Origin of the sequence: Actinokineospora globicatena (genome assembly GCF_024171945.1) — a bacterium.
In the GTDB taxonomy this organism is placed as follows: Bacteria; Actinomycetota; Actinomycetes; order Mycobacteriales; family Pseudonocardiaceae; genus Actinokineospora; species Actinokineospora globicatena.
This window is the reverse complement of record NZ_JAMTCR010000005.1, coordinates 141,564-165,339: the sequence shown is the minus strand read 5'-3', so window position 1 is coordinate 165,339 and position 23,776 is coordinate 141,564. Positions and strand designations below refer to the sequence as shown.

The 23,776-nt window shown below is 71.5% G+C and carries 24 protein-coding genes; 4 read left to right on the top strand and 20 right to left on the bottom strand.

Translation table 11 applies throughout. The features are described from left to right. Positions 1-87: 87 nt before the first annotated feature. The 11 genes from LV79_RS24370 to LV79_RS24320 all read right to left on the bottom strand — a co-directional run bounded on the left by LV79_RS24370 (position 88) and on the right by LV79_RS24320 (position 12,067). Positions 88-2,598: a hypothetical protein gene (locus tag LV79_RS24370; RefSeq protein ID WP_253840576.1), complete on the bottom strand. Its 2,511-nt coding sequence runs from the start codon at positions 2,596-2,598 to the stop codon at positions 88-90. Positions 2,599-2,600: 2 nt separating this feature from the next. Then, positions 2,601-4,202, bottom strand: a complete 1,602-nt coding sequence (gene pstS, locus LV79_RS24365) for a phosphate ABC transporter substrate-binding protein PstS (RefSeq protein ID WP_253840575.1) — start codon at positions 4,200-4,202, stop codon at positions 2,601-2,603. Then, positions 4,199-5,599, bottom strand: a complete 1,401-nt coding sequence (gene pstA / locus LV79_RS24360) for a phosphate ABC transporter permease PstA (protein ID WP_253840574.1) — start codon at positions 5,597-5,599, stop codon at positions 4,199-4,201. Before pstA ends, pstS begins: the two co-directional genes overlap by 4 nt. Further along, positions 5,599-6,615: a phosphate ABC transporter permease subunit PstC gene (gene pstC / locus LV79_RS24355; RefSeq protein WP_253840573.1), complete on the bottom strand. Its 1,017-nt coding sequence runs from the start codon at positions 6,613-6,615 to the stop codon at positions 5,599-5,601. Before pstC ends, pstA begins: the two co-directional genes overlap by 1 nt. 157 nt (positions 6,616-6,772) lie before the next feature. Continuing rightward, positions 6,773-7,126: a hypothetical protein gene (locus LV79_RS24350; protein ID WP_253840572.1), complete on the bottom strand. Its 354-nt coding sequence runs from the start codon at positions 7,124-7,126 to the stop codon at positions 6,773-6,775. A 734-nt stretch (positions 7,127-7,860) separates the two neighbouring features. Further along, on the bottom strand, positions 7,861-8,325 hold the full coding sequence (locus LV79_RS24345) for a helix-turn-helix domain-containing protein (protein WP_253840571.1): 465 nt from the start codon (positions 8,323-8,325) through the stop codon (positions 7,861-7,863). A gap of 344 nt (positions 8,326-8,669) precedes the next feature. Continuing rightward, a complete protein-coding gene (locus tag LV79_RS24340) occupies positions 8,670-8,954 on the bottom strand; it encodes a DUF202 domain-containing protein (RefSeq protein ID WP_253840570.1) in 285 nt (94 codons plus the stop codon). Positions 8,955-9,024: 70 nt separating this feature from the next. Continuing rightward, positions 9,025-9,369 carry a YidH family protein gene (locus tag LV79_RS24335; RefSeq protein ID WP_253840569.1) on the bottom strand — a complete coding sequence of 115 codons (345 nt, stop codon included), beginning with the start codon at positions 9,367-9,369 and terminating at the stop codon, positions 9,025-9,027. Positions 9,370-9,445: 76 nt separating this feature from the next. Then, a complete protein-coding gene (locus tag LV79_RS24330) occupies positions 9,446-10,351 on the bottom strand; it encodes a 1-phosphofructokinase family hexose kinase (protein ID WP_253840568.1) in 906 nt (301 codons plus the stop codon). After that, positions 10,348-11,205 carry a class II fructose-bisphosphate aldolase gene (locus tag LV79_RS24325; RefSeq protein WP_253840567.1) on the bottom strand — a complete coding sequence of 286 codons (858 nt, stop codon included), beginning with the start codon at positions 11,203-11,205 and terminating at the stop codon, positions 10,348-10,350. The genes LV79_RS24330 and LV79_RS24325 overlap by 4 nt, the downstream gene beginning before the upstream one ends. 1 nt (position 11,206) lies before the next feature. After that, positions 11,207-12,067, bottom strand: coding sequence for an SIS domain-containing protein (locus LV79_RS24320; RefSeq protein ID WP_372495440.1), 861 nt, complete (start codon positions 12,065-12,067; stop codon positions 11,207-11,209). Between the two features lie 195 nt (positions 12,068-12,262). Between LV79_RS24320 and LV79_RS24315 the strand changes: the two genes are divergently transcribed. Further along, positions 12,263-13,522 carry an MFS transporter gene (locus LV79_RS24315; RefSeq protein ID WP_253840566.1) on the top strand — a complete coding sequence of 420 codons (1,260 nt, stop codon included), beginning with the start codon at positions 12,263-12,265 and terminating at the stop codon, positions 13,520-13,522. Positions 13,523-13,826: 304 nt separating this feature from the next. On the opposite strand, the gene eda is transcribed toward LV79_RS24315, so the two are convergent. Next, the gene (gene eda, locus LV79_RS24310; RefSeq protein WP_253840565.1) at positions 13,827-14,426 is read right to left on the bottom strand and encodes a bifunctional 4-hydroxy-2-oxoglutarate aldolase/2-dehydro-3-deoxy-phosphogluconate aldolase; all 600 of its coding nucleotides are present in this window, start codon (positions 14,424-14,426) and stop codon (positions 13,827-13,829) included. Between the two features lie 14 nt (positions 14,427-14,440). Then, positions 14,441-16,291, bottom strand: coding sequence for a phosphogluconate dehydratase (edd, locus tag LV79_RS24305; RefSeq protein ID WP_253840564.1), 1,851 nt, complete (start codon positions 16,289-16,291; stop codon positions 14,441-14,443). A 185-nt stretch (positions 16,292-16,476) separates the two neighbouring features. On the opposite strand from edd, the gene LV79_RS24300 reads away from it, so the two are divergent. After that, positions 16,477-17,181 carry a FadR/GntR family transcriptional regulator gene (locus LV79_RS24300; protein WP_253840563.1) on the top strand — a complete coding sequence of 235 codons (705 nt, stop codon included), beginning with the start codon at positions 16,477-16,479 and terminating at the stop codon, positions 17,179-17,181. Here the strand turns inward: LV79_RS24300 and LV79_RS24295 are convergent. The 6 genes from LV79_RS24295 to LV79_RS24270 form a co-directional block, all read right to left on the bottom strand. Then, positions 17,162-17,635 (bottom strand): ATP-binding protein, encoded by a 474-nt coding sequence (locus LV79_RS24295; protein WP_253840562.1) that lies wholly within the window; start codon positions 17,633-17,635, stop codon positions 17,162-17,164. The two genes, LV79_RS24300 and LV79_RS24295, sit on opposite strands and share 20 nt — an antisense overlap. A gap of 21 nt (positions 17,636-17,656) precedes the next feature. After that, positions 17,657-18,571, bottom strand: coding sequence for a hypothetical protein (locus LV79_RS24290; RefSeq protein WP_253840561.1), 915 nt, complete (start codon positions 18,569-18,571; stop codon positions 17,657-17,659). Further along, on the bottom strand, positions 18,571-19,110 hold the full coding sequence (locus LV79_RS24285) for a methylated-DNA--[protein]-cysteine S-methyltransferase (protein WP_253840560.1): 540 nt from the start codon (positions 19,108-19,110) through the stop codon (positions 18,571-18,573). Before LV79_RS24285 ends, LV79_RS24290 begins: the two co-directional genes overlap by 1 nt. A 52-nt stretch (positions 19,111-19,162) precedes the next feature. Next, positions 19,163-19,972, bottom strand: coding sequence for a prolipoprotein diacylglyceryl transferase (locus tag LV79_RS24280; RefSeq protein ID WP_253840559.1), 810 nt, complete (start codon positions 19,970-19,972; stop codon positions 19,163-19,165). A 37-nt stretch (positions 19,973-20,009) separates the two neighbouring features. Next, positions 20,010-20,666, bottom strand: a complete 657-nt coding sequence (locus LV79_RS34090; RefSeq protein ID WP_285470432.1) for a hypothetical protein — start codon at positions 20,664-20,666, stop codon at positions 20,010-20,012. Between the two features lie 118 nt (positions 20,667-20,784). After that, positions 20,785-21,186: a rhodanese-like domain-containing protein gene (locus LV79_RS24270; protein ID WP_253840558.1), complete on the bottom strand. Its 402-nt coding sequence runs from the start codon at positions 21,184-21,186 to the stop codon at positions 20,785-20,787. Positions 21,187-21,257: 71 nt separating this feature from the next. Here LV79_RS24270 and LV79_RS24265 point away from each other — a divergent pair, with 71 nt between their 5' ends. Then, the gene (locus LV79_RS24265) at positions 21,258-22,202 is read left to right on the top strand and encodes a helix-turn-helix domain-containing protein (RefSeq protein ID WP_425547605.1); all 945 of its coding nucleotides are present in this window, start codon (positions 21,258-21,260) and stop codon (positions 22,200-22,202) included. A 35-nt stretch (positions 22,203-22,237) separates the two neighbouring features. Continuing rightward, positions 22,238-22,537: a DUF3467 domain-containing protein gene (locus tag LV79_RS24260; protein WP_253840556.1), complete on the top strand. Its 300-nt coding sequence runs from the start codon at positions 22,238-22,240 to the stop codon at positions 22,535-22,537. Between the two features lie 669 nt (positions 22,538-23,206). On the opposite strand, the gene LV79_RS24255 is transcribed toward LV79_RS24260, so the two are convergent. Next, positions 23,207-23,701 carry a winged helix-turn-helix domain-containing protein gene (locus LV79_RS24255; RefSeq protein ID WP_253840555.1) on the bottom strand — a complete coding sequence of 165 codons (495 nt, stop codon included), beginning with the start codon at positions 23,699-23,701 and terminating at the stop codon, positions 23,207-23,209. Positions 23,702-23,776: the final 75 nt, after the last annotated feature.

Sequence of the window (23,776 nt, the reverse complement as noted above, 5' to 3'; positions counted from 1 at the left end):
AACATGGCTGGCAGGCGAACAGGTCATTGGCAACAGACTGTCCACTCTGGACAGTGACCGTCGGACTACCGGCGGTGCCACCCGGACTCACCCGACCCTCGCCCGCGCGCCGAGCCTGGTCAGCACCGGACCGGCCGCGGCGGTGAGACCACCGGTGATCAGCAGCCCGGCGAGCAGGTAGCGCAGCACCCAGGTGACCGGGGTGGACGGCGTGTACTTGCTCTGCGCGACGGGTGTGCTCTTGTCCTCCGACGGCTTGGCGTCCGCGGCGGGCGTGGGCGCCGGAGCGGGAGCGGGCGCACCGGTCTCGGCGTCGGGAGCGGGGGTCGAGGTGTCGGGCTGGTCCGAACCGGACTCGGACCCGCTGTCCACGTCGGACTCCCCCTGCGCGGGCCCCGGTTCGACCGGCGGCTTGATGCCCGCGTCCCGCTCGACGACCGCCGCGGTGGCGTCGGCCTGGTCGCGCAGGGCCTGCGGGAGCGGCACGTAGCCCGCGGGGAGCTTGCCCGCGCCCTCACCCGGCGTCTGCCCGGAGGTGGTGACGTAGCGCAGCAACCGCGCGTAGTCCTTGCCGGAGTCCTTGGTGAGCATCGACGGCGCGGTCGCGGCGTAGGTGAGCGCGGGCAACGGGTAGGCGCCCTTGGCGGTCGACCGGGGGTTGGTGACCTTCACCCCCGGCGTGTCGCTCGCGGTCATCTCGGCGACCCCGGCCAGCACCGCCTCGTCGGTCGGCGCGACGAACTCGCCCGCCGGGTTGCGCAGCAGGGCCTCGGTCAGTCCGTAGCGGCGCGCGGTCGCGGTGTCGACGATGGCCAGCATGGCGCGCTTGCCCACCACCGAGCGGCCGAGCTTGCCCAGGGCCGAGCGTGTGCGGTCGTTGAGGTCGCGCACCCCGTTGGGCTCGCGGCCGAGGCTGTCGCCGCGGTTGACCGACCGGCCCGCCTCGTGCATGTCGGCGGCCAGCGGGCGGCGGGTGTTGGCGCAGAACTCCGCGATCAGCCCGTTGAGCGTCTTGACCTGGCAGCTCAGGTCCGCCTTGGGGAAGTTCTGCGCGGGCAGCGCCAGGGCGAGGTAGTTCTTGTTGACCTTCATGCCCCACTGGTCCGGCGTGCCGCTGAGCCAGGCCTTGGCCTCGGCGTCACCGAGCAGCCACTCCCACAGCGACTCGGTGGCGTCCATGTCCACAGAGGACAGCAGGGCGTCCACCGTGAGCATGTCCAGCGACGTGTACGGCCGGACCTGCGGGTTGAGCGTGAGGAAGTCCTCGTCCTGGCTCAACCGGGTCGGGTTGCCCTTGAGGTAGTCGGGCAGCCCGGGAACGGCGTTGCCGTAGGACTGGGTGATGAGCTTGGCGACCAACCGGGGTGTGAGCTTGAGCTGGTCGAAGGCCTTGCCGTCGTCGACCTTGATGTTGTCCGGCGCGTCCCCCGGCGGCTGGCGCTCGACGATGAACGCGACCGTGTAGGCCGAGACCGACACCGGCGCGTAGACCAGCGCCCGGTCGTCGATCATCGATCCCCTGGCCGCGGGCTTGGCCAGGAACACCATGCCCGGGTCGTCGCCGCCGAGCAGGTCGCGGGCCTGCCGGTCGGGCATCTGGACGAAGCCGAACACCGGGCCGTCGTTGGAGCACAGCGCGGGCTGCCAGCGCAGCACCGCGTCGGCGACGAACTCGTTGCCGCTGAGCGGGCGCTCCGCCTTGCCCAGCGGGCAGGACTGGCCGACCGGCTCGAAGTCGAGCCGGATCGGGCTGAGCCGCTTGTTCCAGTTGGTCTGGCTCAGCGGCGAGGAGTCGAGGTAGTCGTGCAGGTGCCCGCCCTGCGGGGTGGGGACGGTGACCTTCTTGCCGTTGACCTCGGTGTCCCCGCGCGGGACCACGACCAGCCAGCAGTGCCGCGCCTTGCCCGCGTCCGGGCCGGTGGTGCGCAGCCTGCCGCAGTCGAGGCCGGGCGCCTCCAACGTGGTCTGGACCTCGAAGTCGAGCTCGCCCCGGCCGTCCTCCCTGGTGACGCCCGTCTGCACCTCGTTGGTGGTGTTGGCGTCGTAGTACAGGCCGTAGCCGGGCTCGCTCGGCTTGGTCGGCGGGCCGGAGGCCTCGACCGGGACGAAGGGCAGGTAGGTGGCCGACCCCGGCTTCTCCTCCTGCTGCTTGGTCAGCTCCAGCGGGTCGATGAGCAGGCCGTCGCGCTCCTCCTGGGTGGGCGGGAGCTTCTTCGGGGTCACCGACAACGACCGCGACCAGGTCGCGGCGGCCTGGTAGCTCGCCGCGAGCGGCGTGCCGTACTGGCACTGCTCGCGGCGCGGCCCGGTCGCGTCGTCGCCCCAGCACTGCATGATCTGCAGGAAGTTGTAGCCGCGCTTGCCGTCGGTCGGTACCCCGCCCTTCCAGGTCAGGCGCACCGTCTGGTTGATCAGGCCCTTGGTCTGGGCGACCGTGAACTCCAGCGCGGCGAACTCGCCCGACCCGCGCACGGTCACCGCCGAGGGCGCGGGCGGGGTCGTGGTCTGCGCGGCCGCCGCGGTCGGCACCATCAGCGCGCCGCCGCTGGCCAGCACCAGCGCCGCGAGCAGCAGGCGCGCCACCCGTTGTCCGATCATGGTCATCCCTTGCCCCGCATCAGCCTGGCCACCAGCGGCGGTCCGGCGACCAGCACCACCATCAGCACCGCGGCGACCACGATGAGCAACGTGCCGTCGTCCTGCGGCAGGTCCACCGACACCGGGACGGCCGACAGGCTCGCGCCGCCACCACTGCCGTCGCCGCCGTCCTCGGTCGCCTCGCCGGACGCTTCCCCGTCCTCGCCGGTGTCCGCCGCGGCTTTGTCCGCCCCGGGGGTCTCGGCCGCGCCGGGTGCGGTGTCCCCGGGCTTGACCGCGCCCGCACCGGTGGTGGGTTTGGCGGCGGCGGCGCCCTTCTTGGTGACGGCCTTGCCGGTGGCGTCGCACTGGACGGTCGCGCCGAGCTTGTCGCAGTCCGGTGGCCGCGGCGCGGTCTCGGCCAGCGTGTTGGAACCGTTGGTGGAGAAGGTCGGGTTGTTGCACTTGGAGATGTCGGTCGGCTTCTTGGTCGACCCGGGGATCCGCTCCACCTGCTTGAGGCCCGCGGTCACCAGGTTGATCGGCAGCGGGGAGAACCCGAGCCGCTCGGCCTGCTGCTGGCCCTCGCAGAGGAAGTAGTAGGCGAAGTCGGACAGCGTCTTGCCCTTGAGCTCGTTGAAGTTGCCCTTCACCGCCGTCGGCAAGATCATGTAGCTGTAGCTCGACATCGGGTACGTGCGGTTGTCCGACGAGTTGTAGACGCCCTGCAGCTTCTGGGTCAGGTCGTTGGGGTCGATCTGCGCCTGCAGCAACCCGACGGCGACGGCCTGCGCGGTGGGCGCGATGAAGTAGCCGCTCTTGTTGAGCAGCTTCGCCACCGGGAACCCGGCGTTCTTGGCGTAGGAGTACTCGACGTAGGTGATCGCGCCGTCGCTCTGCGCCTGCCGCACGTAGTTCGCCACGCCGATCGAGCCGACCTGGCCGACGATGCCCGCGTAGGCGGGGAAGCTGGAGGTGAACCCGCACGGGGTCTTGCGGCCCGCCTTGGCGCAGAACTCGTCCCACAGCCCGCCGTGCTGGTCGGCCAGGTAGCTGGTGAACTGCGCGGTGGAGCCGGAGCCGTCGCTGCGCACCACCGGCAGGATCTGCCGGGCGGGCAGGCTCAGCGCCGGGTTGTCCGCGGCGATCGCCGGGTCGTTCCACATGGTGATCTTGCGGGTGAACACCTTGGTGACGGTCTCGCCGGAGAGCCGCAGGTTCGTCACCCGCTTGCCACCGATGTTCAGGTTGTACATCAGCGAGGTGCCACCGGCCACGATCGGCATGTAGGCGAAATTGCCGTCCTTGGGCGGGTCGTCGCGGACGCCGCCGTCGGTGAGCCCGTAGGGGATCTCGGAGACGGCGAAGTCGACCTGGTTGGCCTTGAACTGGTTGCGGCCGTCGGTCGAGCCGGTGCCGGAGAAGTTGATCCGGATGCCGAACTGCTGGACGTTCTTGCGCCACTGGTCGAGGGCGTTGAAGCTCCACGTCGACCCGGAGCCGCTGATCGGCACGTAGCCCTGGGCGGACGCGGTCGGGGCGAACCCGACCACGACGGTGACGAGCACGCCGAGCGTGGTGAGCAGGCCCACCACCCGCCCGCGCGTGCGTCCCTGGGGGGTCATGGCAGAACTCCTTGCTCCGGGTTGGGGTGCTGCTGGTCAGCGGGCGGGAAGTCGGACCGAGCGGCGGGCGGGAGGTCGGACCGATCAGCGGGCTGGGGGCCGGACCGGGCCGCGGCGGTGGCGATGTAGCGCTCGCGGTCGCGCGCCGAGGCCCGCGCCCTGCGGCGGAGTTGGCCGTTGGACAGCGCGCCAGCCCCCCGGCCGCCGAGCACCCTGGCCAGGACGAACAGCACGAGCACCAGCACGATCAGCACCGTCGCGGCGCCGAAGGCCCTGGTCTGCATGGTCTCCTCGGACGAGCCGACCATCTGGTAGGTCGCCAGCGGCAGCGAGACCTGGGCGTCGACGAACGGGTTGGCGTTGAGGTAGGGGGTGAACCCGGCGGCGATGAGCACCGGCGAGGTCTCGCCGACGCCGCGGGCGGTGGCCAGCAGCACGCTGGTGGTCAGGCCGGAGCGCGCGGTCGGCAGCACCACGTGCCACACCGTCCGCAGCTGCCCGGTGCCCAGCGCGAGCGAGGCCTCGCGCAGCGAGCTGGGCACCAGCCGCAGCACCACGTCAGCGGCCCTGATCATGATCGGCAGCATCATGATGCTGATCGCGGTGCCCGCCGCGAACCCGGAGCGCTGGAAGCCGAGCAGCAGGATCAGCGAGGCGTAGACGAACAGGCCCGCCACGATGGAGGGCAGCGCGGTCATCGCCTCCACCACGGTCCGCACCAGCCGGGTGAACACGCCCCTGGTCTCGTTGAGGAACACCGCGGTGGCCAGCCCGAGCGGCACGGTGATGACGAGCGCGATGCTGATCTGCTCCAGCGTGCCGACGATGGCGTGCAGGATGCCGCCGAGCTCGAGCGGGTCGAGGGTGCCCGCGTCGGCCATGTCCTCGGTGTAGAAGTTGGACTTCCACAGCGCGTCCCAGCCCATCCAGATGGGGTAGAAGATGATCGCGCCGAGCGCGCCGACGGCGATGACGGCCGTGCTGTGCACGACGGCGGAGACGACCTTGTCGCGCACCGTCAGCGCGCTCTCCTCCAGCGACACCAGCAGCGCGTAGATCGCCAGGAACAGCGGGTAGGCGATGGCGATGAAGCCGACCACGCCGGAGAACGGGGCGATCTGGTCGAACAGCACCCCGGTCAGCGCCGCGGCGGCGACCAGCGCGCCGAACGCGGCCACGATGTCGGTGCGGCGGATGGTCCTGGTGTCGCGGCGGACCTCCGGCGGGCCCACCCGCGGCGGTCCCGGCGGCCGGGTGGTGACCTGGCCGATGAAGGCGGCACCACCCTGGTACGCCGGGATCTCCCGCGTCGTCTCCTGCTGCTGCGCCGCGCTGTGCCGCGCCTGGCCCTGCTGCGCGGTGGGCTGCTCCATCGGCGTCTGCTCCACTGTGGACATCAGGCGTCACTCCCCTGGCCGGACCGGCTGCGGGCGATGACCGCGGAGGCGGCGAAGTTGACCACCAGGGTCAGCATGAACAGCGCGAGGCCCGCGGCCATCAGCGCGCCGAGGCCGAACGGGCTCGCCGATCCCCACTGCTGGGCGATCAGCGCGGAGACCGAGTTCGCGCCGGAGCCCAGGATGTGCGGCTGGATCACGAACACCGGCGAGATGATCATGGCGACCGCGATGGTCTCGCCGAGCGCCCGGCCGAGGCCGAGCATGGTGCCGCCGATCATGCCGGAGCGGCCGAAGGGCAGCACGACGCTGCGGATCATGCCCCAGCGGGTCGAGCCGAGCGCGAAGGCGCCCTCCCGCTCGCCCTGCGGCGCCTGGGTGAACGACTCGCGCATCACCGAGCAGATGAACGGCATGATCATGAACCCGACCACCAGGCCGGCCCAGAACGTGGAGGTCATGTAGACCCCGTTGGGCGAGAGCGGGTTGTCCGGGTCGGCCTCCGGCACGTCAAGGAAGGGGATCCAGCCGAACTGGATGGACAGCCACTTCGGGATGTCGGTGCCCTTCCACTGCAGCAGGGTGGAGCCGAACAGGCCGTAGACCACGCTGGGCACCGCGGCCATCAGGTCGATCAGGCTGGTGAAGAACCCGCGGACGCGGCGCGGCGCGTACTCGGAGATGTAGAGGGCCATGCCGGTGGCCAGCGGGAAGGCGACCACCAGCGCCACCGAGGCGATCAGCAGCGTGCCGACCAGCACCGCGGCGATGCCGAAGTTGCCCGAGTCCGGCTGCCACGCCTGGGTGGTGACGAAGCCGAAGCCCGCGCTGGAGAACGCGCCGAGGCCGCGGATGAGCAGGAAGACGCCGACCGTGGCCATCAGGGCGAGCACGGTGAACCCGGCGCCGCGCAGCACGGTGCGGAACACCCGGTCGATCCCGCCGGGCGGCGACACCCGCCTGCGCGGTGCCTCGGCGACCGCGACCCGCTCGGGCGCGCTCGTCAACTCGGTCATCTGGGGTTGCTCCGAATCGCGGACTGGGTTATGGGCGATAGCCAAACCCGCCCAGTTGGCCGCATCCGGATCCAGGTGTGAACAACGGACGAACGCCCGCGATTCCCCTCGCCCGGATAGGCCGAATGGCTGCGCCTGGAATAGGCGGTTCCGAGCATCAGAAATGCACCACGCGCGGGAGGTCGGCGAGTTGGGCATCGGCGACGAGGCCGAGGAAACTGCGGCAGGCGTACTGCGCCTGGACCCGCCGGTGGTACTTCCGCGAGGACACCGCCAGATCGAGGCCTGCGAGCCGAACCCGCCACGACCACAGTTGCGACGGCGTCTCCCGGGCCGTGGTGGCGGAAATCTCGGTGAGCTTGGCGCGCAGTTCCACCATCGCCCGTGAACACGCGTCCGCGTCGACGAACCGCTGCGCCGCTTGGCCGAGGCTGCGGTTGTTGGCGGAGAGGAAGCGCCACGTCACCGCGTCGTCGGCGGATCTGTAGATCTGGAAGCGAGCGACAGCCATCGGGTTTCTCCCATCAACAGGCACGCCCCGACGTGTTGTGCGAATCGTCTTGTTCCGGGGTGTACGGGAGAAAAATCCACGGCGTCGACCCGGTTGCCATCACGCTCACGCCGAACGACGGGCAACCAATTGTCACAACTCGGAAACCAGGTGTAACGCTTTTCCTGGCTTTAGTTCGCGGGTGGTGGCGGAAAATCACCACCACGGCCCCCGGTAAAGGGCGTAAACCCAACGCTGCGTGCCGATCCGGTCACGGTCACCGGTGCTCGGCAACGTTTCCGGCGGGACCCGGGTCCACATTCACCCACGGTGCCCGGGCAGGGCGGAACCCGTTGCGGCACATGCGGTGCCCGCCGCGTCGCGGGCAGCGACGAAGCCGCCACACCCGCCCCACCAGCCCCGCCGAAGCGGACGAAATCGGCGACAATGGACCGGGCCGCCGCTTCCCCGGCCGCCATCGCCCGCGCGCTGCACCGCTGGGCCCGCGTCGGTTCCAGATCCGCCCGCACGGCCCCCGGGAGAGGTGCGCGCGGCCCGCTGTACCGATCAGGACGCGATCGCGCGAGGGACCGAACACGGAATGGCACCGGTGATATGCGCCGAACGCCGCGACACGGCGGACAACGGAGGTGGGCCCCCTGCTGGGCCGCCCAAGTGGTCAACCGTTGTTCGCCCAGCGGCAACCCGCCCGTCCCCCAGCGATGGTGGGGCGAACGATGGCGGCCGGAACGGCGCTAGTGGTCGACCTTGCCGCCGGAGCGCAGCATCCGGACCAGTTCGACTGTGGACAGTCCACACAGGGCGGCCAGCGACTCCAGCGCGCTGATGTCGAGGTCGCGGGTGCTCGCGGCGTGCCTGGCGACCTCGGTGGCGGCCCAGCGGTGCGCCGGGGCCAGCTCGGGGCGGGCGTCGGTGGCCAGCTCGGTGAGGTCGACCTTCAGCGACGCCGGGTACTCCTCGTGGCTGACCTGGTCGTGCACCCGCTCCAGCAGGTCGTGCGGCGAGGCCTCCAGCGCGGTGCACAGCTGGACGAACCGCACGACGGTGCAGGACCGGGTGCCGGTCTCGTAGGAGGCGAGCGCCTGCGCGGAGAGCTCGTGCGGCAGCCGCTGCACCAGCTGCGCCCGAGTCCACCGACGGCGCATGCGCAACTGCTGCAACTCACGCCCCAGCGCGCGCTGGTATGCCACACCATCCATGCCGCTTCCCCCGTCCCGTGTGGAGGCCCTGACGCCGACAGCACGCTGACCTGCGGTTTCCCCGATTGGTGCCACGTTACGCACATTTGCTTTCGGCGCACCCGGCGCGCGCGGACTGTGCCACCATCGAGTGAGCCCACTCCGAGTGAACTCCACACTGCGTAGCGCGACCGGCGGCGGGTTCCTACCCCGTGGTAGGGCTGGACCGCCAGCCGGGTACCAGCGGATACTTCCCGGGCACCAGGCTCACGGACACCGCGTCGAGGCCCGTCGCCCCCTCCTGCGGCGGGGCGGTGTCCGAGCGAGTGCGAGCCCGGGGTCGGTGGTGCCGCACCGGCCCCGGGTCACCCGCGCGACCCGACCAGCAGCGCCACCACCGCCAGCGCGCCGGGCACGACCGCCACCAAGCCGACCCACCCCGCGAGCTCCGTGACCCGCCCCCGGTAGCGGCGCGCTCCACACAGGACCATCCCGGCCGCGCACAGCAGCACGAGCAGCCCGGCGCCCAACGCCACCGGCGTCCTCGCCCCGTGCAGCAGCAGCGCCCCGACGGCGGCACACGCCAGCCCGGTCCGCGTCCACGCCAGCCGGGTCCGCTCAGCCTGCAGACCCCGGTCCGGCGCGGTCACCGCCGACCCTCCACACACCACTGTCCACGTGCGCTCGACTGTCCACACGCGCTCAAGCGTCTACCCGCGCTCAACGGCCGACCACGACCAGCACCAGCACGGCGACCGCCACGACGCTCACCCCGACGGCGACGAGCGGCACCTGCGGTCCGGCGGGCAGCGGCTCGCCGAGCCGCATCGCCCGCTGCGTGACCCGCCACCGGTGGTGGCTCAACCCCGCCAGCACGGTCCCCAGCACGACGAGCGCGATCCCGATCCCGGACCGCAGCACCGGCCACCCCATGTCCGGCAGGTACTGCCACACCGCGACACCCCCGGCCACCAGCGCCAGCGCGGTGCGCACCCACGCCAGGAACGTGCGCTCGTTGGCCAGGGTGAACCGGTAGTCCGGCTCCTCCTCCACTGCCTCACCCATCGCGTCTCCCGCCTCCGGGCGCATCGTAGGTCAGCGCGACCCCGCGCGACCCCGACGAGTGGGCACCCCCACGGGGCTAGGCGGGCGCGATGTCGACCTGGTCGTAGAGGTCGCGCAGGACATCGGGGTCGACGGTGCCCGCGAGCGGCGCGGCGACGGCGGCACCCGCCCAGGTGACGGCGAGGCGCAGCCGCTCGGGCCAGGTGAGTCCCCGGCGGAGGCCGTCGGCGAGTGCGGCGACGGCGGCGTCACCGGCACCGGTCGGGTTGCCCACGACGGGTCGCGGGAGGGTCGCGCGCCATTCACCGTCGGGCGTCGCGGCGAGCAGGCCGTCGGCCCCGAGGGACACCACGACCGCCTCCGCGCCCAGGGACCGCAGTTCCCTGGCCCCCACCAACGGATCGTCGTCGTCCACGGCGGCGGCGAGTTCCTCGGCGTTCGGCTTCACGATGGCCACGCCAGCCTGGGCCGCGGCCCGCAGCGGGGCACCACCGACGTCCACGACGGTGGGCACGCGGAACTCGGCCGCCAAGGCGACGAAGTCCGCATAGGACTCGTCCGGGGCGTCCAGCGGCAGGCTGCCCGAGCAGACCAGCACCTCCGCGCGCGGGAGGTAGGACCGCACCAGGTCGTGCAGCCGCGACCAGTCGAACGCGGAGAGCGGACCGCCCGGCTCGTTGAACATCGTGGCCTCGTCGGCGACCACGGCGATGGTCATCCGGGTCGCGGCGGCCACCGGCAGCAGGTCGTGCGGCAGCCCGGCGTCGAGCAGGTCGGCGCGCAGCGAGTCGCCGAGGATGCCGCCGACCGGGCCGAGCGCCCTGGTGGGCACCCCCTGGTCGTGCAGCACCCGGCTGACGTTGAAGCCCTTGCCGCCCGCGCGCTCGAACACCGCGCCGATGCGGTGCGTGTGCCCGGGGCGGAGCTTGTCGACGCGGTAGCTGACGTCGAGGGCGGGGTTGGCGGTGACGGTGAGGATCATCCGGGGGTCCCGATCTTCCACGCGGGGAGCGCGCACAGCACGCCCAGCAGTCCGGCCACCTCGGCGGCGACCGCGGCGCGGGCCGGTCCGAGGTACTTCCTGGTGTCCACGAGGGACGGTTCGGCGGCCAGCCCGGCGCGCACCGCGGCGGTGAACACCGCGTTGAGCCGGGTGGCGATGTTGACCTTCGTGATGCCCGCGCGCACGGCGTCGGCGAGCAGTTCGTCCGGCACGCCGGAGGACCCGTGCAGCACCAGCGGGACCGGCACCGCGGCGTGGATGGCGGCGATCAGCGCCAGGTCCAGCTCGGCGTCCCTGGTGAGCATCGCGTGCTTGCTGCCGACCGCGACGGCGAGCGCGTCCACCCCGGTCTCGGCGACGAACGCGGCGGCCTCGCCCGGGTCGGTCCGCGCGCCGGGGGCGTGCGCGCCGTCCTTGCCGCCGATCTCGCCCAGCTCGGCCTCCACCGGGATGCCCTCGGCGCGGCACCGGCGCACGACCGCCGCCGTCAGCGCGACGTTGTCCCGGTAGGGCAGCTTGGACGCGTCGAACATGATCGAGCCGACGCCGAGGCGGATGCCCTCCTCCACCAATTCGGTGCGCTCGACGTGGTCGAGGTGCACCGCGACCGGCACGTCGGCGAGCCGGGCGACCGCCAGCGTCGCGAGCGCGATCGGCTCCAGGTCACCGTGGTAGCGCACGCAGTTCTCGCTGATCTGCAGCACCACGGCGGTCCCGGCGCGCTCGGCCCCGGCGACGATGGCCTGGGCGTGCTCGACCTGGATGACGTTGAACGCCCCGACACCGTGACCGGCCGCGGCGTCGAGGATGGCGGCGGTGGGGACCAGGGGCACGTCAGGCGCCGAGGACGACGGAGCGGGTGAGGTTGCGCGGCCGGTCCGGGTCGAGCCCGCGCCGGGTGGCCGCCGCGACCGCGACCCGCTGGGCGAGCACCAGGTGCGCCATGGGGTCCAGGTCGCTGTCGACGTACCGGGCGCCGGTCTTGGCGATGTCGTCGGCGAGCCCGTCCGGTGCCTGGCCGAACATCCAGGTGACCCGCCCTGGTTGGGCGATGCTGATGGGGCCGTGGCGGTACTCCATGGCCGGGTACGACTCGGTCCAGAGCCCCGCCGCTTCCCGTGCCTTGAGGGCGGCCTCGTGCGCCAGGCCGACGGTCCAGCCCTGTCCGAGGAAGGTGATCTGCTCGGCTTCGGGGAGGTCGCCCAGGTCGAGGCTGAGCGCCTGGTACGCGTCGTCGATCACCGGTCCGAGGTCTTCGCCAAGGGAGGCCCGCAAGTAGGCCAGGGCCGTGGTCGCGAACTGGGTCTGCACGACCGACTTCTCGTCGGCGAAGTCCAGCAGCACGACCTCGTCGGCGGCCTCAGCGGCGGGCGACCCCTCGACCCCGGTGATGACGGTCGTGGGCGCGTCGGTTCGCTCCAGCAGCTCCACGACCTCGGTGGTGGTCCCCGACCGCGTGATCACCACGACCCGGTCGTACCCGCGCCCCACCAACGCCTCAGAAGCCGCGAACGCGTCCGTCCACCCCTGCCCCCGAGCCTCCCGCAACCCCGCGAAGGCCATCCCCACGAACCAGGAGGTCCCGCACCCCACCACGGCGACCCGCTCCCCCGCGCGAGCCACCGCACTTCCCCGAACTCTCCCCCAACACCCCGGCTGGCCCGCGATCTCCTGCACGACGAACACCAGCCCCACCCTTCCTGCTCACAACTGCTCACTAACCGCATTCCCCGCGCACCAGTGCGCAGCCGCCAGCCACAATACCAGCCGAGAACGTCAGATGTCTCAACCAATCTGACCGGAACCCGACAGCCGTCTCGACCCGTCCGCCCCACCCGGCCGCTAGGGTCGACGGCGCCGCGGAATCCCGCCTTCACCGAGAGTTCTGCTGTGTTCACTCGCCTTTCCGCACTGCTCCACGCCCGGGTCACGGCCTTGTCCAGGCCGAGGCCGAACGCCGCTGATCAGACCGTCCGCCTGCTGGGCTGGTTCAACTTCCTCGGCGACTTCCGCCTGTACGGACCGATCATGGTCATCTACTTCGCGCAGGTCACCGGCTCGTACACCGCGGCCGCCAGCCTCTTGGCCGTGAAGACGCTGTCCTCGGCGGCGTTCGAAGTCCCCACCGGTCTGCTCTCCGACCGCCTTGGCCGACGCGGCACGATGATCGCCGGAGCCGTCGTCATGGTCGCCGCGCACGTCGGGTACGCCTGCGCGTCGGGCTACGGCCTCCTGCTGGCGGCGGTCGTGCTGGAGGGGCTGGCGACGTCGCTGTGGAGCGGCAACAACGAGTCCCTGCTCTACGACACCTTGGTCGAAGCGGGCCGGGAGGAGGAGTTCCCTCGGCACTCGGGCCGGGTGAACTCGATGTTCCAGATCGCACTTGCCCTGGCAGCGCCAATAGGAGGCGTACTCGCGGGCGCGTGGTCGCTGCGCGCGGTGGTCGCGGTGTCGGTCGTGCCGCAGGTGCTGTGCGTGCTCGTCGCCCTGCGGGTCCGGGAACCACGGCTGCACGGCCCACTGGAGTCGACCGCGCTGGCACACCTCGGCTCGGCCCTGCGGGGCGTCCGCCGCGACCCGGTCCTGCGCCGAATGACCCTGGTGTCGGCGCTCCGGTACAGCAGCGAGAGCGCGGCCCAACTGTCACCCGTGTTCGTGGCTGGCCTGTGGCCCCTGTGGGCGCTGGGCCTGTGGCGCACCTTCGGCCACGGCATGGCCTTCATCAGCTTCCGCACGAGCGGCTGGGTGATCAACCGACTGGGCCCGACCCGCACCCTGCTCTCCAGCGAACTACTCGACGCCTCGGTGAACACCGTGGCCCTGATCAAGCCGACGGTGTTCTCGCCCCTGCTCCTCGGCTCACCGGCCTACGGCATGTCGACCACCGCCCAGCAGACCCTGCTCCAACGCGCGTTCACCCCCCACCAACGCGCCACGATGGGCTCCCTCACGGCACTACTCGGCAGCGCGCTCTACGCCCTCGTCGCCTTAACCGCAGGCCTGATCGCGGACCATTGGGGCATTGTCGCGGCACTACTCACAATCCAGGCGGTAGCCCTGATCGCACTCCCCCTCACCTGGCGGGTGCACACTTCCACGCCCCTCAGGCCGGAACCCGCAGAGCGCCCTGGATCCGATGCAGATAACTGACGTCGAGTTCGGGACTGCGCGCGGGCAACCGCCACAACCGCTCTTACGCCACCCACCACTTCGCGCCCGCGCACGCAGACAACCCCGCCCAGCCGCTTCGCGCCCGCGCGCGGTCCCACCCCCGCCCAGCCCCCACCCTCTCCGGGGGGCGGCCCTGGTCCAGTCTACAAGGACCCCCCGACAGTCGATCTTGAAACCAGGGGCGCAGAGATCCACATGTGGACAACTTCTGTCACCCAGAAGACGGAACTTCCAGCGGGCACCAGGAAGACCGGAAAGCCCCAACCAGCAAGGCTTCCCAGTGTCAGGCGAGCGCCGCCGCAGCCCGGGCGGAGTGCTCGATGCCAACAACGTCGGCCGGATCTGAGGTGAGCCAACTCCCGCCCACGCATGCGACGTTCGAGAGCGCGAGGTAGGCAGCAGCGGTAGCCGGGGTGATGCCGCCGGTGGGGCAGAAGCGGAGAGCCGGCAGGGGCCCCGCGATGGACTTGAGGAATGGGATGCCGCCTGCGGCTTCGGCGGGGAAGAACTTGAGTTCCTGGTAGCCGAGTTCGGCGAGGCGCATGGCTTCGGAGACGGTGGCGGCGCCGGGGAGGACAGGGAGGCCGGTGTCGGCGGCGGCCGCCAGCACCGAGTCCGTCGTGCCGGGCGTGACCAAGAACCGGGCACCGGCGTCCAAGGCGGCGGCTGCGTGCGACGGAGCCGTCACGGTGCCAGCGCCCACGACGGCGTCTGGGACCTCGTCCGCGATCCGGCGGATGGACTCCAGGGCCGCGGAAGTACGCAGAGTGACCTCGATGATCCGCACGCCCCCGCGAACCAGGGCCTCGGCGAGCGGTACCGCGTGAGCGACGTCGTGCAGGACCACGACCGGGACAACTGGTGACAGATCAAGCAGGCTCATGTCCGGGCTCCAGCTCAGGTCGACGGGACGAGGTCGGCTGCGTAGGCCGGGCCGAAAACGCTTGCGCCATGGTCAGCGGGGCCAACGGCATGTCGCAGGGCAGCGAAAAGCTCCCGCCCAGTCCCGGTCCACGGCGCGGCGGGCTCGTCGGCAGGAGTCCGCGCCGCGAGCACGTCCGCGTCGACCAGCACATCTACCCGCCCACTATTCGCATCCAGCCGCACCAGGTCGCCGTCGCGGATCAGTGAGATCGGGCCGCCGGAAGCCGCCTCGGGGGTGCAGTGGATCGCGGCCGGGATCTTGCCCGAAGCCCCGGACATGCGACCGTCCGTAACCAGCGCCACCCGGTGCCCCCGGCTCATCACCGCGCTCAGCGACGGCGTCAGCCCGTGCAGCTCCGGCATCCCGTTCGCCCGAGGACCCTGCTGCCGCAACACGATCACCACGTCCCGGTCCAGCTCCCCCGCCCGGAACGCCTCGGCCACGGCCTCCTGCGTCGTGAACACCCGCGCGGGCGCCTCAACGACCCGGTGCTCGACAGCGACAGCGGACACCTTGATCACCGCGCGCCCCAGGTTGCCCGACAGCATCCGCAGCCCGCCGTCCGCAGCGAACGGCGACGCGACCGGCCGCAGGACGTCCAGGTCGCCCGACTCCCGCAACCCGTCGCGCCACCGCAGGACCCCGTTGTCCAGCACCGGTTCCTGCCGGTACCGGTCCAGTCCCGGACCGGCCACAGTGGACACGTCGCCGTGCAGCAACCCGGCGTCGAGCAGCTCGCCGATCAGCAACTGGACGCCGCCTGCCGCAACGAAGTGGTTGATGTCGGCCGTTCCGTTCGGGTACACGCGGGCGAGCAACGGCACCACCGCCGACAGGTCCGAGAAGTCGTCCCACGTCAGCTGGATCCCCGCTGCGGCGGCGATGGCCACCAGGTGCAACGTGTGGTTCGTGGACCCTCCCGTTGCGAGCAGGGCGATCACCCCGTTGACCACCGAGCGCTCGTCGACCACCTGCGAGATCGGCGTGTACTGGGTGCCGTGCGCGGTGATCTCGACGGCCCGGCGGGCGGCGGCCTCGGTCACCGCGCGGCGCAGCGGGGTGCCGGGCGGGATGAAGCTGGCCCCCGGCAGGTGCAGGCCCATGACCTCGACGACGAGCTGGTTGGAGTTTGCGGTGCCGTAGAACGTGCAGGTCCCGGGCGAGTGGTACGAGGCGGACTCGGCGGCGAGCAGGTCGTCGCGGGTCGCCTTCCCCTCGGCGAACGCCTGCCGGACGCGGGCCTTCTCGCCGTTGGGCAGCCCGGAGGCCATCGGGCCGGCAGGCACCAGGATCGCGGGCAGGTGGCCGAACGCCAGCGCCCCGATCAGCAGCCCGGGAACGATCTTGTCGCACACCCCGAGCAGCAACGTTGCGTCGAACATGTCGTGCGAGAGCGCTACCCCGGTGGCCATCGCAATGACCTCGCGGCTGAACAGCGAGAGCTCCATGCCCGGTCGGCCCTGGGTGATGCCGTCGCACATCGCGGGCACCCCACCGGCGAACTGGGCGACGCCCCCGGCCTGCCGCGCGGCGTCCTTGATCCACGCCGGGAACTCGTGGAACGGCTGGTGCGCGGAGAGCATGTCGTTGTAGGCGGACACGATGGCCACCCCGGGGACGCTGACCGCCTTGACCGCTAACCGGTCCGGTCCGGCGCAAGCGGCGAACCCGTGCGCAAGATTGCTGCACCCGAGCCCCGCGCGCATCGGCCCCGGTGGCACGGCCGCGGCCATCCGGCGCAGGTAGTCCGACCGGCTCCCGGTGCTGCGGGCGGCGATCCTGGCGGTCACCTCGGCCACGACCGAGTTCAACGGCACGCTCATCGGCACACACTCTCCGGCATCGTCGGTGTTGGTCCCCCGGGCGAACGACGACACTGGCGTGCACCGCGCCTGCGAACCTACCGACCGCCCGGAGGAGGTGTCAAAATCGATTCAGCTGGCGGAAGCCGGACGCCCGCCGTGGCGCGCGGCGGAACGTGAGAGGGTGTCGGCCACGAGGAGAGGGGGTGCCGGAGTTGGTGTCCAACGAACGGGTCGGCCGGTCGCTGCTGCGCGAGGAGGTCAGCGAGCGCATCAAGCGCTACATCCTCGACAACCGCCTGCGCCCGGGTGCCCCGCTGCCCACGGAGAACGAGCTGTGCGCGGCGCTGGGCGCCTCCCGCTCCAGCGTCCGCGAGGCGATCAAGACGCTGGACGCGCTCGACATCGTGGAGGTCCGGCACGGGCACGGCACCTACGTCGGCGGCCTGAGCCTGTCCGCCCTGGTGGAGGGCCTGACCTTCCGCGGCCTGCTCAGCCCGGACGACGAGTTCGGCGTGCTGTCGGACCTGGTGGCGGTCCGCGAGCTGTTCGAGCGGGGCAACGCCGCCGACATCGTCGGCGCGCTCGACGCCGAGCACCTGGCCAGCCTGGACGCCCTGGTCGACCGGATGGACCGCGGTGACGACCCGGTCGGCGCCGACCGCGCCTTCCACGCGCTGCTGGTGCACCCGCTGGGCAACGAGCTGGTCAGCCAGCTCACTGACGCCTTCTGGGACGTCTACACGACCGTCGCCCCGCACCTGGGCCTGCCGACCGACGAGCACGACACCGTCGCGCTGCACCGCGGCATCGTCGAGGCCGCCCGCGCCGACGACGTCGACACGTTCACCAAGGCGGTCGTCGCGCACTACGCGCCCATCCGGCTGCGGATCAGCGCGGCGCGCGCCTAGCGGCCAACGCGGCCAGCCGGTCGACCACCTCGGCCAGCGGCGCCCGGGTGTCGATCTCCACGGTCGCCGACGCGCGCAGCAGCGGTTCGACCGCCGCGGTGTCGGCCACGATCCGGTCGCGTTCGGCGGGGTCCTTGCCGAAGTCGTTGGTGTCCCGGGTGGCGACGCGCTCGAGCAGCACCGGCAGCGGGGCGGTCAGCAGGACGACGTCGGTGAACCGGTCGCGGAACCGGTCCTGGTTGCGCACGGTGCCCGCGAGGAACAGCGGCTCACCGGAGCTCTCGTGCGCGGTGATCAACGCATCGACCCGCTCCTCGTCCCACAGCGGTTCCGCGCCGGGGATGGTCCAGCCGTCGTAGTCGGTGTCCACCACGCGGTATCCCAAGCGCCCCAACCGGTCCAGCACGGTGGACTTGCCCGTGCCCGACATGCCCGTCACCAGGATCACCGCCACGGGTCCAGTGTAGACACCGGGTCAGTCCCAGTCCCACCCGATGCGGTAGATCCCCAGCGCCGGGTCGGATTCCACGTGCTGGGCGGTGAACGCGGCCCCCAGCCGGACGTCGATCTCCGCGCACCCGGTCTCGCCCACAGAGGACTGGAACCGCCGGTAGACCCGCACCGGCAGCGCCCCGGAATCGAACTGGACCAACGCCCCATACACGCGCGTTGACGCCCCGACGCGCTGCGAGTGGTACAACTCCGCCGATCCCGGCGCCATGGTGTACGCCAGCGTCACCAGCTCACCGGCGTCCAGCCCGCGGTCGAGCAGCAGTTCGAAGGTCGTGAACCCGGTCTCCCGGTCACCGCGCCGACGCCCCTGCCTGCACCCGACCATCGCGGTGATCTCCGGTTCCCCCAGGTCGCTGCGGTACGCGACGGTGTACCGGTCGACCCCGGCCTGCTCCGCCCGCAACACCACCAGGTGCTCGACCCGGTGCAGCACCCGATCCGCCCCCACCACGCAGACCACCTGCACGGACACCTTCGACATCCGGTCGACGGCGGCCAACGTGGTCCCCAGGCTGTCGAGCGTCCGCAACAACCCGTCGGGACGCGCCCAGGCCTGATCCGCGCGCATGTCGTTGGGAGCACGGGTCAACCACCGCCCACGCGGGCGCGGCGGACCGAGCAGCGCCGATAACGCGCGCTCGGGTAAGCCCAGGATCTCTTCCAGCACAGCGAGAGCACGCAACGACTCCGCGCGTTCCGGTTGCGTGCGGCCACTTTGCCAGTTGCTCAACGCCGTCTTGCTGACCGGCACCTCGCGTTCAGCCAGCCGGTACTGCACCCGGTCCAGGCTCAACCCGCTGGCCCGCAACGCCAGCCGCAGCGCGAGGCTGAACGGCCCCGTCGTCAGGGCCGCGCGCAACCGGTCGTCGGTGACCATCAGTCGAAAAGGGACGGTTGACCGCCGGGGGCGGCGCCCTCGATGCCCAGGATCCGCAGCTTGGTCACCGCGCCGTCGCCCGCCGAGAACCCGCCGACCCGCCCGTTGGCGCCCAGCACCCGGTGGCACGGCACGACGATCGGGTACGGGTTGCGCCCCAACGCCTGCCCGACGGCCTGCGCCGAACCGGGCAGGCCGAGCTTGGCGGCGACCTCGCCGTAGGTCAGGGTCTCGCCGGGCGGGATGGCACGGGCGATGGCGTGCACGCGCAGGTCGAACTCGGGCAGGCCGTCCGGGTCGACCACGATGTCGGTGAGGTCGTCGCGCTCGCCGTCGAGCAGTGCCGTCATCCGGGTGATGGCCGTGGCGACGGCGGCGGGCGGTTCGGCCTCGGTCCCGTACCGGCGCAGGCGGGCGACGGTCGCCGACTCCGTCCGCTCGGGGAGTTGGACGGCGGTGATCCCGTGCTCGCCCCAGGCGACACCGCACCGACCGATCGCCGTGTCGAACAACGCGTACACGGACCTACCTCCAGACATGCGTCGATCCCCGCTCCCGGCAGTGTGCCGGAAACGGGGATCGGGCAACAGCTCAGGAGTGCAGGAGCTGGTGGAAGAACGAGCGGTAGCGGCGCAGCGCGAGCCGCAGGTCCTCGGTCTGCGCCTCGGACCCGCCCTGCCACTGCTCCTCGAGGCCGCGCTTGTGCTCGGTGAAGGTCGCCGCGAGGGCCTGCATGACCTCGGCGACCAGGTGGTCGGCGCCGCGCACCGCGTCCTGCGGGTCGTCGACGAAGGTGGTCTGGATGGCCTGCCACTGCTCGCGGAAGCGCCCGACCTCCTCCTCGGAGAACAGCTGCGCGGCGGGCTCCTCGGCGTCGGTCGCGACCGGGAGGCCCGACTCGCGGACGCTCTGCTGCTCCGGGATCGCCGCGGTGGGCGCGTTCTCGGTGTACTCCGGCTCGGTGTACTCCGGTTCCGCGTACCCGGCCTCGTCCACCCGGTCCGAACCGACGGTGTCGATGTCGACGCGGTCCGCCCCGGCGTGGCCGACGTGGGTGCTGTCGGAGTCCGTGCGGTCGGTGTCGGTGCGGTCGATGTCGGCGTGACCCAGGTCGGCGCGGTCCGGGTCGGTGAGCCCGCCCGGCGCGTCGGTCCGGTCGCCGTACCCGGTGTCGCTGTAGGCCGAGTCGTGGTAGCCGGAGTCCCGGTACCCGGAGTCGGTCTTGGTCGTGTCGGTGTTGGTCTCGGTGCCGGTCACTGGGTCGCGGTCAACCTCACCGTCGCGGTACACCTCGTCACGGCCGGTGTCCGTTCTCCCGGTGCCGCCGGTGTTCTGGTCGGTGTCGCGGTCCACCAGCAGGTCCTCGGTCTGGAGCCTGCGTTCGTTGTCTGGCTTGGTCACGGTTGGGCCTTCCGTGGGGACTCGGGGGGGAGCTGGCTCAGCGGGCGGACGGAGGGGTGGCGGGGCGGACCGCGGCGTCGCGGGTGGCCCCGTCGCGGGGGTGGGCGATGTGCGCCCGACCGACCTGGCCGTCCACTTCGGACGACTCGGCGGTGTCGGTGCCGTCGGCGAGCAGCTCGTCGAACAGGGAGCGGTAGCGCACGATGGCCTCGCGCAGCTCTTCGGTCGACGCGTCGCCGTCCCCGGTGTGCTTGGCGCGCACCGACTGGGCGACCCGGTAGTGCTCCACAGTGGACGAGTGGCGGACCGAGAGGTCGGCCACCCGCGTGTCGTCGTCGCCGTCGACCGGGTACCCGCGGTCAGCCATGAGCGCGGTCACCAGCCGGTCGGCCTCTTCGACAGCCGCACCGGGCTGGTCGACGAACTTGGCCTGCACCAACGACCACCGCGCCGTGTAGTCCTCGCGCTCGGCGGGGCTCAGCGGGCGGATGTCGTACTCGGCGTGGCGGCGTTCGCGGTCGAGCAGCTCGCGTTCGGCGTCGCGCTTGGAACTCGCGTGGACCGTGCGGTCGTACTCGTCGCCGAAGCGGGACCTCAGGTGGTTGCTGCGGGCCTTGGCCCGCAGCGCCACCGCGACGAGGGCCACTACGACGACGACCGCGACGACGATGCCGATGATCGCGCCTGTTGACATCGGGTTCTCCTTCCCGGACATCGCGTGATGCCGGGTAGATACCCTGGCCCCCAGTGCGTGAAACGGTTTCCGGTGCACGTTGGGCCATTGGGCCCAATCACTCCACTGTGGACCTCATCTAGCAGCCGCAACCCCCGGTGACGACGGTTGTCAGCGGGTCGACCGGGACCGCGCGGCCCTCGACCGGGAATCCCTCGCGCGCCCAGTACTCAAATCCGCCGAGCATCTCCCGCACCGGGTAGCCGAGCTTGGCGAACTCGAGTGCCGCCTTGGTCGCGCCGTTGCACCCAGGTCCCCAGCAGTAGGTCACCACGGCGGTGCCCGCGGGCACGAGTTCGGCCGCGCGCGCCGCGACGTCCTTGGTCGGCAGGTGGACGGCGCCGAGCACGTGCCCCTGCGACCACGCCTCGGTGGAGCGGGTGTCGACGAGGGTGAAGCCACCCGCGGGCAGGGCGGCGTGCACGTCGCTGGAGTCGGTCTCGAACTGGAGGCGGGCGCTGAAGTGGCTGATGGCATTCATGCCGATGATCCTGCGGTGACCCGCACCGTCGAGGAAGTGGCGCGGACGCCCTCGTGCGCTAACATCTCGCCATCCGCACCGTGAGCGTCCTGGCCTATGACGGCATGTCACCGTTCGAACTCGGCATCGTGACCGAGGTCTTCGGCCTGCCCCGACCCGAGCTCGACGTGCCCTGGTACCGGCTGGTGATCTGCGCGGACGGCCCGGTGCGGGTGGTCGGCGGCGCGACCATGGTCGCCGGGTACGGCCTGGACGAGCTGGCGGCGGCCGACACGGTGATCATCCCCGGGGTGTCGGACGTGCGGTCGCCGGTGCCGGAGCCGGTCGTGGCCGCGCTGCGCACCGCGCACGCCAGGGGCGCCCGGCTGGTCTCCATTTGTTCCGGCGCCTTCGCCCTGGCCGCGGCGGGTCTGCTCGACGGCAAGCGCGCGGCGACGCACTGGCAGTACGCGGCCCTGCTCGCCGAACGGCACCCGCTGGTCGAGGTCGACGCGGACGTCCTCTACGTCGATGACGGCAACATCCTCACCAGCGCGGGCAGCGCGGCGGGCATCGACCTGTGCGTGCACCTGGTTCGCGCCGACCACGGCGCCACCATCGCCAACGCGGTGGCCCGCAGGCTGGTCGTCGCACCGCACCGCGAGGGCGGGCAGGCCCAGTTCATCGAGGCCCCGGTGCCCGCGCCGACCGAGGACGCCGTGGCCACCAGCATGACCTGGGCGCTGGCGAACCTGGCCGCGCCGATCACGGTGGAGTCGCTGGCCAAGCGCGCGCACCTGTCCGCCCGCACCTACCTGCGCCGGTTCCAGCAGACCGCGGGCACCAGCCCGATCCGCTGGCTGATCACCCAGCGCGTCCAGGCCAGCCTCGCCCTGCTGGAGTCCGGCGAACACCCGATCCCGGAGATCGCCGCCGCGGTGGGGTTCGAGTCCCCCGTCACCTACCGCCACCACTTCACCCGGGCCATGCGCACCTCCCCGTCGGCGTACCGCCGGGCCTTCCGCGAACGCGGCTAGCATCGCGGCAAGCCCCCGAGGAGAGGACCCGTTGGATGGACCAGCCGCTGGAATCCCGCTTCATGGTCAACATGCCCCCGGAGCAGGAAGTCGGCCACTACGCCAACTTCGCGGTCGTCTGGCACGACAAGGAGTCCTTCGTCCTCGACTTCGCCACCATCGTCGGCCCCAACCACCCCGCCCACGACGACGCGGGCGCCGAGTTCCTCGCCACCCCCGCCCGCATCGTCTCCCGCGTGCGCATCCCCCCGTCCCAGGTCTTCGAGATCATGAAGGCCCTGGAGCAGCAACTGTCGAAGTGGGAACAGGAAACCGGCCGCAAACCCGGCCAGTGACCCGCCGATCCAGCACTCGTTCACCCGAAGTCGCGCCGACGCCGCCCCACTGGCGCGACTTCGCACCGAAGTGCCCCGCTGTCCCCAACCCGCGCCTCGTATTGGGCCACCGCCCCCGGTGGCCCAATACGGCGTAACAGCCCGAGGCCAACCCCCGCAGCGCGTCACTAACCTCGCGCAGCGCTATGGCCTATGCACTTCGCGGCCCTCTTAGCGCTACCGAATTAGCAACGCCCAAGCCCGCGACCGGCATCTTTCATTGGCACGCCACTTCGCGCCTACGCGCGGCCCAACCTTGCGCCGCCCAAGCCCGCGTCCCGCCTCTTACGGTCGCAACGCCCACTTCGCCCTCGGCACAGTCGCGGCCCCTGCACCACCCAGCCAGCGACCCGCCTCTTACGCCACCCCACCGCTTCGCGCGCATGCGCGGTCCCACCCCAGCCCGGCCCCCACCCTCTCCGGGGGGCGGCCCTGGTCCAGTCTACAAGGACCCCCCGACAGTCGATCTTGAACCGACCCCCGCGAAGATCCACATGTGGATAACTTCTGTCACCCAGAAGACGGAATGTCGGCACAGGCATCCGGTTCCGACCTGCGGCAACGGGATCGACCAAGCCAGCACAGGCCCAGAACCGCAAACTCAACCTGATCAAGAAGCCGCCGGGTGCTCTACCCGCGCTCCACCGTCACCACAGCCGGGTCAGCCAACTGATACCCAACCCCCCGCACCGTGCGGATCAGTTGCTCCCCGCCCCCGATCTTCCCCCGCAGCCGCCGCACGTGAACGTCCACCGTCCGCTCGCTGACATAAGTCGTGCGCCAGACCTGAGTCATCAGCGCACGACGCCGGTGAACTCGGTTCGGGTGCGTAGCCAGGTAGAGCAAGAGGTCAAACTCCAACCGGGTCAGCACAACCTCCCGGTCGCGCCACAGCACCCGTCGAGCATCGGCCTGGACGCGCAAAGGAGCGGACCGGCGAGCGGGCAACGGCAAGACAGGTGCCATCGGACCATCCAGGGTGACCGCCAGTTCGTCGCGGCCCAGGGCGTTGAGGGCGTTGACGAGACCGGCGGTCAGCTCCGGGATGCGGTCGGCCTCGGCGGTCACGTGGACGGTGAGGGTGACTCTGGCGGGTTCGGTCTGGGGCAGCGCGGACAAGGCCATGGTTATCCCTGGGTTCGACGGGACTGAGACGCGAGGTGCTCAGCCCGGACATCGACCGCCTGTGATCGAAGGGGG